Below are 12,454 nucleotides of genomic sequence, written 5' to 3' on the forward strand. Positions count from 1 at the left end.
GCCAGAAGAAGCCCAGAACTCTGTTTATTTTTCAGACTCCGGAAGATAGACTTCTGCCTCATCAGCAGAAAACAGTGTATTCGCCGGCTGATTAAAAGCCTTATTACCATGTTCGTCATAGCGACGAAAAATAGCATCAGCTTCCGGCCATAACGCCTGTACTTCTGCCGTGCCCTCTGATTTATCTGCACTGCACACCGGCATAGCCCAGGGAAACAGACGAAACAGCTGCCAGAGCGTCAATCCGGATAAATCTCTGGCCAGGTGCCATTCCTGCTGATCACTCATTACGATCAATCCTTTCTTCTTCAGGTGCCCCAGCAAAGCATTTTGTTGTGAAAAGCTCAGAGGAGCCAGAATTTTTCTGACTTGATGCACTGGCGCAACCCGCCCTTTTTTCCAATGTATAAAAAGACAGCGCAACAAATGGATTGCAACACTGAACTCATGTCGCCGGATTGAGACCCAGTCCGGCTGATAACGATCCAGCGCCATTACCAGAGTGGCTCCCAATAACACCAGGTTCCAGCTGATAAAAATCCAGAACAGAAATAAAGGTACGGCTGCAAATGCACCGTAAACCACCTCATAGGAAGGCGAGTGAGCAATAAACTGACTGAATACAAGTTTGGCCAGCTCAAAACAGATCGCAGTAAAAACACCTCCTGCCAGAGCATGCTTCCAGCTGACACGGCAGTTTGGTACAAAAAGATAAAGCATCGTGAAAGCCAGTGACGAGGTCAGAAAAGGCAAAAACTGCAAAATATAGGGGGTCAGCCCCAGTGTATCGGTTGCGCTCAGAAAATATTTATGAGATAGCACGTAAGAACTGGCTGCCAGACCAACCCCTATCAGTATTGGTCCCAGTGTCAGAATAGCCCAGTAAAGCAAAAAACTGGATGCCCCCTTCCTGCTATTACTGACAGACCAGATCTGATTAAACGACTTTTCAATCGCCGACATCATCAGAACAGAAGTGACAACCAGAAAGACACCGCCCACAACGGTCAGGCTGCGAGCCTGGCGAGCAAACTCTTTCAGATAATCCTGTAAAACCTGGCCACTTTCAGGAACAAAGTTACTGAATAACAGATCCTGAAACTGCTCTCCGGCATTCTGCACACTGGGCAACGCAGAAAGAATGCCGTAAGTCACCGTCATCAGCGGTACAATAGCAAACAGAGTGGTATATGTCAGATAAGCCGCTGTTTTCTGACTTTCATTTTTCTGAAAACGGCGAAACATAAAACGAATAAAACCGATTCCATAATGCTGGCAATAATCCAGAGTACCCTGTATAGGCGTCATCTGACGATCTCCTGTTCCCGTATGAAGCTCAGCTGGTTAAAATACCGGCTAATTTTACCACTGACCTGAATCAAGGATAAATGATGTCTACTGTCACTCTGTATCATAATCCACGCTGCTCTAAATCTCGCGCTACTCTGGAACTGCTTCAGCAACAAGGCATTGAACCCGCAATTCGTCGTTACCTGGACGAACCTTTGTCAGAGCCGGAAATTCATACTCTGTTGCAAAAACTGAATGTCAGTCCAATCGATATGATGCGCACCAAAGAAGCTGAATTTAAAGAACAGGGGCTCAGCAAAGACAGCGATGATACGGCTCTTATTGCCGCCATGGTTGCCACACCGAAGCTCATTGAACGCCCTATTGCCGAAACCGATTCCGCAGCGGCTATTGGACGTCCTCCGGAAAATGTACTGGATATCCTGCCATGAATAACAGCCCTTATGTGCTGATTCTCTACTACTCCCGCCACGGTGCCACTCGCACTATGGCAGAGTACGTAGCCGATGGCGTTGAATCTGTTCCGGGAATCGAAGCCCGTTTACGCACAGTTCCTCCGGTATCAGCGGACTGTGAGGCCACGGTTGATAGTATTCCGGCAGAAGGTGACCTGTATTGCACAGAGAATGACCTCAGGAATTGCTCAGGACTGATCATTGGGAGTCCGACACGTTTCGGCACGATGGCAGCACCACTGAAATACTTTCTGGAGAATACCAGCAATCTCTGGATGAATGGCGTTCTGATAAACAAACCTGCCGGGGCGTTTACCTCAACGTCCAGTCTGCATGGCGGCCAGGAATCAACTCTGTTATCCATGATGCTGCCATTATTACATCACGGCATGGTTATCACGGGCATTCCATACAGCGACACTGAGCTGCTGAACACAGCATCAGGCGGGACACCTTATGGAGCCAGCCATCTGGCAGGAAAAAACAGCGATAACGCTGTTGATCCCATTGAAAAAACCTTATGCCATGCCCAGGGAAAGCGTATCGCCAGCCTGGCTTGCGCACTGGAATCTGCATCCGATCATGCTTCAGAGCAGCCTTAACAAACAGAGAGCCGTTTAATGAAAAAAATGATGAGCCGCCTGGAAGCTGGTAAAGATATCAATCAGCTTGCTGAAAAAAGCCGCATCTGGGTGTTATTCAGCTTTATCGGTATGTTTGTCCTTCTGACAGGAAATAGTATTCTTTTTCCAACTGAAGGGGCTCGTACCTGGGTGATCGTACTCTTTCAGACCCTTCCGTTACTGCTGTTTATCCCAGGCGTATGGACCCGTCGCCCCAGGTCCCATGCCTGGCTTTGCTTTGTCAGCCTGCTCTATTTCACTCAGGGCGTAACCCAGGCCTTTATCCCTGATCACAAAATATTCGGACTAACACTGTCTGTACTGTCTATTGCACTTTTCTCATCAGCCATGATGTTTTCCCGCTGGGAAAGTCTTCGTATCCGGACTAACCAGAATACTGAGTCAGAGTGATATATACCTGAAAAGTGTTGCGGTATTCTTCAGTCACCGGAAAATATCATAACTCTTAACAGTGAAAAGCTTATTCAGATACTTGCTGCAGCTTCTTTAACCCTCTTTCATCAGAAGAACTAAAGAAGCTGTATTTTTACGATGCCATATCACTCACAAATCAGGGTATCATCACTTACACCGGATCAATTGACTCCACCCTGTTTTTTCCTTTCTGCTTCGCCTGCCTCATTGCCTGAGCCACATATTCCATCATCTGGTACTGATCAATCCCGCCATCAGGAATGAGAGAGCAAACTCCCGCACTGATAGTAACCACTTCTGCCGCTGATGACTGATGATGAGGAATAGCTATAGATTCAACCAACTGACAGCACTGCCTGGCCAGCATGGATGCTCCGGAGTCCGGCGTATTTGGTAGCAGCAAAACAAACTGATCCCCTCCATAACGCGCCAGTAAGTCGCCTGGACGATTAACAGCAGAACGTATAGCTTCAGCGATATTTCGTAAACATTCATCCCCTCTTAAACGGCCTTTATGCTGATTAAATGAGTCAAAATCATCCAGATCAAACAACACCAGAGATAAAGACTGATGCTCTCTTCTTGTCCGCTTCCATTCCTGATCAAAAGAGTGATCAAAAGTATGCCTGTTAGCAATCCCTGTCAGATCATCTGTCTGACTTTTTTTCACCAGCTCTTTATTAGATTTCCTCAACTCCTGATAACGCGCGTCAGATACTTGCTCCAGGTCCAGTTGACGGCGTTCACTCATACGCACATAGGAAGCTGCAATCGCCGTCAGAATCAATACGGTAAGAGTAACAACATAGGCCAGATCACTTTTGCGCTCATTCATAAACTCTTCAGATGGCGTGACCGTTAGCAGCCAGTGATAACCAGGTAAAACATTAATCAGAAAACTCTGGGCCATATCCATAACTTTTGCAGAAGCCGGTAATTGCCGAAAAAGCAAAGCATCTGCCTCTACTGAATCTTTTAGTATATTCTGATCCGTCAGCTGCACGTGTAAACCTGTCAGTTTTGAAGCTGACAAAACCTCCTTCATCAAATGCCTGACAGAAATAAATGCAGACAGAAGCCCTGATATATTATCTTCTGCTTCGGGATCAAAGACCGGCTGAATAAGCAGCACCAGCCGATCAGCATCGGAAGAAGACGTTTTACCATACCCCCGGGTAGAAACAGGTCCACTGATAGTCATCCTGCCGGAAACAACCGCATCTCTGATCCCCTGCAATAATACGGAATCAGAAGCCAGATCAAACCCTCTGTTATTGCGCTCTTTTAATTCAGAAGATACAAACAGAACCGGAAAATGATCTGAACGCTGGCGAGCTGGTACAGCAACTCCTGAGTCTGTTAACTCATAAATCTGAAAGTCAGGAAAATAAGCCTGCCAGTTTTGCTCTGCTGATTTTCTGTCACTGCTTCTGATAATCGGGGTCCAGTAAACACTCTGAATTTTCTCATGCCGATTTAATACTGACTCAGATAAATAATGAAAGTGCTGCTCTGCTTCTGACAAAGGCAAGCCATAATCAGTAGCCATTCCCGCTGCCAGGCCATGAACAGCCTCTGTTGCCAGTCTGAGTTCTTCGCTGAATTGCAGGGAAAGTACTTTCATATCGGCACTGATCCTGGACTGACTCACATCCTGCTTTAACTGATATACAGTAATGCCTGATATTCCGGAAAGGAGCAATCCAAGAATCAGAACAATAAGCGCAGAACGACCAACTGAATTCTGCATAATCTCCTCCAGCTACCATAAGCCTGATACATTCTCATATGCTTTCAGTATATGCAGGCAACAGAATTACGCCCTGATAAATCACCCCACAATAAGTGTAAAGAATAAAAAACACCTGATCATCGCAGCCTGATTTATATTTTGCCACCTCCCTCTGATAACACCTGACCTCCAGATAGGCAAAGCACGACCAGTGTAACCATTTCATTACACCGCACACCTGAAACCCCGAAAAACACCTGATAAGTACAAAAACTGTTTTATCTGGCATTGACAGTCTATAAAACTGATTATCTATTTTTTTTAGCAAAATTAACTAAATATCATCTGGTAACATAGCCGTGTAATCTGGTAACACCAAAGTATCATCACCTTATGGCACATCTAATGCTTAAACACATAACACCATGATTTATAATGATTTTATATTTGTTGGCATACAATATGGTTACAAATACAACCATCTGTATACGACATGACCAGATAACAACAACCTATGGTCAATGCTTGCGAATCCGTTCAGCATCATCCATACCTGATGTAACAGACCGGGTTATGTATAACGCAGGTCCGGAAACCACCAAAAGTGGTTGACACAGAACAAGGCCAAAAGCCTTAATAATAAAAAGGAGTACGCCATGAACGTATTTAGCCATCCTGATTTTGACGATCACGAAAAGGTTCTTTTCGGATCTGATCCCGCCTCAGGTCTGAAAGCGATTATCGCAGTTCATAATACAAACCGCGGCCCGGCACTGGGCGGCTGTAGAATGTGGCCCTACAATAACGACAACGAAGCCATGCGAGACGTACTCAGGCTATCAAGGGGCATGACATATAAATCAGCCCTGGCCAACCTGCCTCTGGGTGGAGGCAAGGCGGTTATCATCGGTAACCCCAGAGAACAGAAAACCCCGGAATTACTCAGAGCAATGGGGCGTCTGATAGAGTCTGTATCAGGTCATTACATTACCGCTGAAGATTCAGGCACCAGCGTACCTGATCTGAAAATAATGGCAGAGGAGACCAGCTATGTCGCCGGCATCCATGAGAAACACTGCCTGGATGGCCAGTTACGCAGCGGCGATCCATCCCCATCCACAGCTTACGGCGTATTTGTCGGTCTGAAATCAGCCGTTCAGTATCGCCTGGGTACTAATGACCTGAGCGGCCTGAAAGTAGCAGTACAGGGTGTAGGCAATGTTGGCTTCCGACTGGCCAAACACCTCAAAGAAGCCGGAGCTGAGCTTTGGGTAACGGATATCTACGACGACATGGTTAAACGCTGCGTGAATGAGCTGGGGGCAACGGCCGTTTCCTCAGATGAGATCTTCGGCCTTGATGTCGACGTCTTTGCCCCCTGCGCCATGGGCTCCATACTGAATAATCACACCATAGAGCAACTGAAAGCAAAAGTTATTGCCGGCGCAGCTAACAACCAGCTGGAAAATGATGCAATTCATGGTGAAGCGTTACGCAACAAAGGCATCCTTTACGCCCCTGACTATGCAATAAACTCTGGCGGTATTATTGATGTTTGTTATGAGCGCCTGGGCAATGATGATCCGGACGCACTCAATCAACATATCGAATCCGTCCATGACACTCTGATGGAAATCTTCAGTCGCTCTGACAGCGAACAGCAATCCACGCATATCATTGCTGACGCAGTTGCCAGAGAAAGATTTGCCAATCCCAGAAACATCCATCAAGCAGCCTGATTTTTATTTTTTCATTTTTGCGGGCCTCAGCATTTGAGGTCCGGAGATAAGTTCACGCGTTAATTCGAGGAGAATCTCGTGTCTGATACAACGACAACGACCACTGCAACTGCGGGACACCAGAACTGGTCGTCACGCTGGGCTTTTGTGCTGGCAGCCACAGGATCTGCGGTTGGCCTGGGTAACATCTGGAAGTTTCCCTATATCACTGGAGAGAATGGCGGCGGAGCTTTCGTTCTTGTATATCTGCTCTGTATTGCCGCTGTCGGCCTGCCAATCCTGATTGCAGAAATCATGCTGGGCCGTAAAGGCGCTAAAAGCCCAATTGCCAGTATGAGAGACCTGATCAGCAAACATAATGCCAGCTCTGGATGGGTATCTATTGGTGCTATCGGCACCCTGGCAGCCTTTCTTATCCTGTCTTTCTACAGTGTCATTGGCGGCTGGGCCATTAACTACGTCGGTTACACCGTATCCGGTGACTTTATTGGTAAAGATGGCGATGCTGTTGGTGGTATCTTTGGCGCTATGCTGGCCGACCCATCCAGCCTGCTGTTCTGGCACAGTGTGTTTATGGCGCTGACCCTGTTTATTGTAGCCCGAGGCGTTAAAGGCGGCCTGGAAAAAGCAGTAACCTGGCTGATGCCAGCATTATTTGCACTGCTGATTGTTATGGTCATTTACGCGATGACAACAACCGGCTTTGCTCAGGGGGTCAGCTTTCTGCTTACACCAGACTTCTCCAAACTCACTCAGGAGGGCGTACTGAAAGCCCTGGGCCATGCCTTCTTTACACTTAGCCTGGGTACCGGTGTTATGATGGCTTACGGCTCATACCTGAACCATGATGTATCCATCGGCCGCACTTCCATCACAGTCGGCCTGATGGATACAGTTGTTGCTCTGGTCGCAGGCCTGGCCATCTTCCCGATTGTATTTGCTAACGGCATGGAACCTGGCGCAGGCCCAGGCCTGATCTTCGTATCCCTGCCTCTGGCATTCGGCAGCATGTCTCTGGGCACTATCATTGGAACACTGTTCTTTGTACTGCTGGTATTTGCCGCTCTGACCTCTGCAATCTCTCTACTGGAACCTTCAGTTGAATGGCTGGAAGAGCGCAGCGGCTTTAACCGTGTGACAGCGACACTGGTTGCCGGAGGTGCCGTATGGTTCCTGGGTATTGCTACCGTACTATCACTGAATCTGTGGTCTGATGTACACCCGCTCGGCATGATTCCTGCGTTTGAAGGCAAGACAATTTTTGATCTGTTAGATTATGTCACTGCCAATATCATGTTACCTCTGGCTGGCCTGCTGGCGGCCCTGTATGTTGGCTGGGTAATGAAGAAAGAAGAAGTTGCTGAAGAGCTGAGCCTGGCCAATGGCCCTATGACACTGTTCTGGAATGTAACTCGCTACATTACACCCGCCGCCGTTATCATTGTATTTATGAATAGCATCGGTCTGCTGGGCTAATTCACAATACAATCCTCAAAAACAGCAGGGGGATCTGCAAGCAGCCCCCCTTCTGTTTTTTTGTTTATCCATCAGATAAACAATCTGACTTAATACCCGGAAGCCTACGCAGATACCGGAAGCTCAGGCGACAACAAAACCAATAGGTCATCTCCCTTAGCCTTTTTCTCTTTGTAGCTCACTCCCAGAGCACCCAGCAACGTTTCAGGATCAGCCTGATGCTTGCCAAACCAGATCCCCATTCTGGGCTTAATTTCCAGATCAGGATAGCCCGCATAAGATAAACGACCAACAGCTCGCATTAACTGTTTAACCAGATCCTGGACGGAAGAACGGGTAGCAGATGGCAGCAGCATACAAATTTTCTGACCGGAAAAACGACAAGCATGCTCACGGCAATCAACCAGACGTATTACAATCTGCCCAATGTGCTTCAGAACCTTATTTCCAGTTTCTTCACCATAAGCAGAGTTAATATCCTGCAGGTTAGAAATATCCAGTAACATGACACCCAATGGCTGCTCTCTTTCCTCAGCCTGCTCAAGCCCACCCATCAGATAAGGGATAAAAAAGACCCGCTGCATTAGCTCTGTTTGCGGATCCTGCATAGAATTCATCTGCACACTGGCCAGCATTTCCTGCATCTGGTCAGTTTCAGCCATTCTTTCAGTAACATCATGCCCATTAACCAGGATCAGCTTTTTCTGTTCAACTTCAACATACTGAAGCTGGAGCATATAATCCCGCATACCCGATAACTTAGACACCAGAACAGTATTCATTGACAGATGCTTCGCCTCAGAACCAGAGAGATTCTCAATTAAAGCGGTCAGCTCAGGGACAGAAAACTCAGGGAAAAGATCATGGGGTGAAATTTCACAGATTTCCCCTTTCTCATACCCAAGGGAAGACTCTGCCGCAGAATTACTGTAGACAAAACTCAGACTATCCGGGTCCAGCAAAATTAACAACTCTTTAGACTGAGCAATAACAGCTCCGACGAGCTGATCAGATACAGCGGCCATAGCGCCCTCCTTAACTTATTTTCAAAGGCCACTAACGTCCACTTAGTAAACCTTACAGATATATAAGTGCTGTTCTACCTATCAGTATATATCCTTATTGCCCGAAAACTACCATTTCAGTGTTTCTCTTACAAAAGGTATCGTTAACTTACGCTTTGCCATTAAAGAAGCGTGATCCAGTTGCTCCAGCATACCGAACAGCTCTCTTAACGTTCGAGGACCACGATGCAGAATATAACGAGCCACATCATCAGCCAGCTCTAACCCTCTTTCACGCGCCCTTAACTTCAGAGCTTCATTTTTTTGCTCATCAGACAGCTTCTGCAAGGAGAGCGTCACCCCCCATGCCAGCCGGGAAGATAAATCCGGCAGCTTAATACCCAACTGAGCAGGAGGTACATCTGCCGAAATAATAAGGCAACGTCCAGAATCCCGTAATCGATTAAAAAGATGGAAAACAGCCGTTTCCCATTTAGAACGCCCGGCAATCAGATGCAGATCATCAATACAAACCAGATCCAGATTTTCCAGCCCTTCCAGCAAATCCGGAGAAAGAAGTGCCAGTTCATCAAGAGGCAAATAAACAGAACTCAGATTTTTCTCATCTGCCAGGTGACAGGCCGCCTGCAAGAGATGACTTTTGCCGGAGTCCTCACTACCATAAATATACTGAAATACCTCTCCCTGACCAGAAAGCTGCGCATGGATCGCCTGAAGCAGCCAATCGTTATCGCCCGGGAAAAAGTTCGCAAAGGTCGCATCATCCCGAAGGCCTATGCTCAGTGAGAGTTGTGATGATTGGAAATCAGCCATATTTCAATGACTTACCTTAAAGAGCAATAATAAATACAGAATACATCCTTATGGATGCAAAGAAAACCTGTCTGTTACTCACACATTTCTATACACCCGAACCAATCATAATTGCCGGGCATTAAAAAAAAAAGATATTTCTATATCCGTACCAGCACTATAAAGAACTGCATAACCATTATCGTCTTTTACAGGTAGCTAATAGAGATCAACCATTGCAACCAAACGATAAATCAACGCCAGTGTTGCTACACCCCAGACAACTTTAATCAATACAGGCAATATCTGTTTTCGATCATTCTGCTCCATTTAAATACTCCAGGCATCCTTAATTCATTATCTGCTACCGAAATTGGCACTCTGACATCAGACATCCCTGATATTCTAAGTGATAGCCAGTCAGCAGATAACCAGGAGTAACCCTGAGTCTTGCCGTAAAACTCCTGATAAAATAGCGCAGCAATGCCAACCAGGAAAAATAAAGATACAAAACAGCAACTCTTAACAACAAACCAAAAAACAAAAAGACACATCAGGGCAAAATCATCAACCTGGGAAGGCATAAAGCAAAGCAGCTACCGGAACCATCAATACCGGTGCCGCAGTAGTCAATACTCGCCCCATAAGACTGCATCATTTTTCGAGTAACAAATAAGGTCAACCCAACACCTTTAATGTCAGGTAATAAATCAAAATGCAGCCTGCTGAAAGGCTGAAACAACTTTAGACCCTCTTCTTTTGGAATCCCCAGACCTTTATCCAGTACTCTGATTTCAATTTCGGTCTCCATTACCTCAATCATCACTCTGACATGATATTCCTCAGACGTTCTGTATTTCCTTGTGTTATCAATAAGCCCTGCAAATGCTTCAATCAGCACATCAGCAGGTATTGCCAGTTCAACTGAATCAGGTAGTTCAGCATATTCAAATAATGCTTCACCCTGTTCAGACGACCAGTCAGAGCACTCATCCAGAACAGGCAGCAAGGTTTGTTTCAGGTCGCAAGAATGATACTGAGAAAGCTTATGTTTCTGATCCGAATCAGACAAGTTCAGAACCTGATCCACAATGCTCAACAATCGTTTGCCCGCAACATCAATTTCTGTCAGACAATCCAGCATTTCAGGATCATCCAGTTCCATTTGCATCAACTGCGTAAAGCCCGATATAGCATTCAGAGGCGTCCTCATTTCATGGCTCATACGCGCAGTAAAACGGTCTTTTTCTTCATTTGCTCTCTGTTCACTCAGAAGAGCCCTGTGTAACGCTTCAGTCCGACTCCTGACGGTCTCTTCAAGAGCGGCCTTATGCTTTTCAAGCAAACGTTCAGCCTCTTTTCTGGCAGATATTTCCTGATCCAGAACAAACGCTGTCTGACGTACCCTGATGACATACCAGATAAAACAGGAACCTGAAATAACAACAAAAGCCAGAATCCAGGGGCGTATTTCTCTGTATACATCCTCAAGACGATAAGCGGGATACCATGACAACATGGCAACCAGCTCATTATTCAGACCCATTAGCGGGTAATGGGCTTCAATAGCCCAACGCTCCGGGTCCTCACGATGCTGATGCTCGTCATAGCGATTGATCACCTCCAGCCTGATACCTTCAATATGCTTTAACATTGATAAGTTCTGCAAAAAAACCTCATCTACAACTCTGAGCAGAACCAAGGCAATCCGGCCATCTCTTTCTGGCGCCAGCGTCTCATCCTCAGGTGTCAGCAAACTGCCATGAAAAGAGTACACCTTATCCTTAATACGTATAAAAGCCGATTCAGAGAGAGGAGGTATGGATTGCCAATTATTATGTAGCTGACTCCAGATATCTGCTGCTAAAAAAGCATGTTCAATATCACTTTCAATCAGATGTTCTTCTGTCAGCCATGACCATTCAATACCACGCTCAGAAACCAGCAAACTCCCCGCCAGACCAAAAGAGTCATTCAGATATTGTCCGATATTACTATCAGACCATTGCTGATCTCTGGTGTGATAAAACTTAATAGTTTCATCCCAGAATGCATTATCCCTGACAAGAAAATTCAGGGACTTCTGCATTTCAGACAGGGCACCTTCCATCGTCTGCTCTGAAAGATGGGCCACCATTTCTGTCTGACGTACCCGGCTCTGATAGAGACTCCAGGCCAGCAAAACCACAGCAATCAGCATAATCACGACCACTGGATAAGCCATATTAAGGAAACGTTTACTGGTTTCTGAACGCATTAATCCTGCCTGTAAAATGGGATCTGTTGGAGCCTGTCCATCACGACAGGGAAGTAACCTGAAAGCTCAGCATCCAGGCGTGCTATTTCACTCACAGATTCTGCCAGTTTATTATCAAATCTCAGTCTGGCGGAAAGTCCGGAAAGCGCCTGCTCAATCCCCATCAGTATCGCATAAGACTCCAGCCAGTTATGTCGCACCATATGATGCACCATCTTTCTCATTGGGACAGGCTGCAGATCAGAATAATCCTGCAACAGCTCGTATTGTGCTTCGGCAAACCCTGCCAGAGTTATACCGGAGTACTTATGCCACTGCCTGGCCAGTATATGATCCCATGCCATATCCAGCACAATACCCGCATAGCGCCGGTACTCAGTTCTGAATGCCTGTTTCAGCATCTTCGTTTCTGCCATATGATCAACAACAGAATCAATCTGGCGATGATAAAGAACCCCGGCTCTCAGCTCACTTTGTTCGTTATCCGATAGCTCTGCCCACAGATCATCCGGTAGTCCTCTGCCTTTAATATGATCAGCCATCAGATTGCCCAGACGAAACAAAACACTCTGCTGTCTCGCCAGCCAGGCGTGAGCAAGGTAGTTCATA

At 46.4% G+C, this 12,454-nt stretch carries 11 protein-coding genes; 5 read left to right on the plus strand and 6 right to left on the minus strand.

The genetic code is table 11. The features are described from left to right. Window positions 1-24: 24 nt before the first annotated feature. Window positions 25-1,308 carry a YihY family inner membrane protein gene (locus H4O21_RS12600; RefSeq protein WP_182809228.1) on the minus strand — a complete coding sequence of 428 codons (1,284 nt, stop codon included), beginning with the start codon at window positions 1,306-1,308 and terminating at the stop codon, window positions 25-27. A gap of 80 nt (window positions 1,309-1,388) precedes the next feature. Between H4O21_RS12600 and arsC the strand changes: the two genes are divergently transcribed. The 3 genes from arsC to H4O21_RS12615 are packed head-to-tail and all read left to right on the plus strand — an operon-like array spanning window position 1,389 to window position 2,800. Beyond that, a complete protein-coding gene (arsC, locus tag H4O21_RS12605; protein WP_306667886.1) occupies window positions 1,389-1,742 on the plus strand; it encodes an arsenate reductase (glutaredoxin) in 354 nt (117 codons plus the stop codon). Beyond that, the gene (gene wrbA / locus H4O21_RS12610) at window positions 1,739-2,368 is read left to right on the plus strand and encodes an NAD(P)H:quinone oxidoreductase (protein WP_182809229.1); all 630 of its coding nucleotides are present in this window, start codon (window positions 1,739-1,741) and stop codon (window positions 2,366-2,368) included. The genes arsC and wrbA overlap by 4 nt, the downstream gene beginning before the upstream one ends. 18 nt (window positions 2,369-2,386) lie before the next feature. Next, window positions 2,387-2,800, plus strand: coding sequence for a DUF2069 domain-containing protein (locus H4O21_RS12615; protein ID WP_182809230.1), 414 nt, complete (start codon window positions 2,387-2,389; stop codon window positions 2,798-2,800). Window positions 2,801-2,975: 175 nt separating this feature from the next. On the opposite strand, the gene H4O21_RS12620 is transcribed toward H4O21_RS12615, so the two are convergent. After that, entirely contained in the window at window positions 2,976-4,574 is a 1,599-nt protein-coding gene (locus H4O21_RS12620; RefSeq protein WP_182809231.1) for a diguanylate cyclase domain-containing protein, read from the minus strand. 638 nt (window positions 4,575-5,212) lie between these two features. Here H4O21_RS12620 and H4O21_RS12625 point away from each other — a divergent pair. Then, the gene (locus tag H4O21_RS12625; RefSeq protein WP_182809232.1) at window positions 5,213-6,295 is read left to right on the plus strand and encodes a Glu/Leu/Phe/Val dehydrogenase dimerization domain-containing protein; all 1,083 of its coding nucleotides are present in this window, start codon (window positions 5,213-5,215) and stop codon (window positions 6,293-6,295) included. 78 nt (window positions 6,296-6,373) lie between these two features. After that, on the plus strand, window positions 6,374-7,771 hold the full coding sequence (locus tag H4O21_RS12630; RefSeq protein ID WP_182809233.1) for a sodium-dependent transporter: 1,398 nt from the start codon (window positions 6,374-6,376) through the stop codon (window positions 7,769-7,771). A gap of 104 nt (window positions 7,772-7,875) precedes the next feature. Here H4O21_RS12630 and H4O21_RS12635 read toward each other — a convergent pair whose 3' ends face one another. The 4 genes from H4O21_RS12635 to H4O21_RS12650 all read right to left on the minus strand — a co-directional run bounded on the left by H4O21_RS12635 (window position 7,876) and on the right by H4O21_RS12650 (window position 12,453). Then, entirely contained in the window at window positions 7,876-8,796 is a 921-nt protein-coding gene (locus H4O21_RS12635) for a sensor domain-containing diguanylate cyclase (protein ID WP_182809234.1), read from the minus strand. Window positions 8,797-8,904: 108 nt separating this feature from the next. Further along, complete coding sequence (gene hda / locus H4O21_RS12640) at window positions 8,905-9,609, minus strand: DnaA inactivator Hda (RefSeq protein WP_182809235.1); 705 nt, start codon at window positions 9,607-9,609, stop codon at window positions 8,905-8,907. Window positions 9,610-10,141: 532 nt separating this feature from the next. Next, window positions 10,142-11,845 (minus strand): sensor histidine kinase, encoded by a 1,704-nt coding sequence (locus H4O21_RS12645; RefSeq protein WP_182809236.1) that lies wholly within the window; start codon window positions 11,843-11,845, stop codon window positions 10,142-10,144. Next, complete coding sequence (locus tag H4O21_RS12650; RefSeq protein WP_182809237.1) at window positions 11,845-12,453, minus strand: acyl carrier protein phosphodiesterase; 609 nt, start codon at window positions 12,451-12,453, stop codon at window positions 11,845-11,847. Before H4O21_RS12650 ends, H4O21_RS12645 begins: the two co-directional genes overlap by 1 nt. Window position 12,454 lies beyond the last annotated feature (1 nt).

Source organism: Oceanospirillum sediminis (assembly GCF_014164585.1).
Classification (GTDB): Bacteria; Pseudomonadota; Gammaproteobacteria; order Pseudomonadales; family Halomonadaceae; genus Oceanospirillum; species Oceanospirillum sediminis.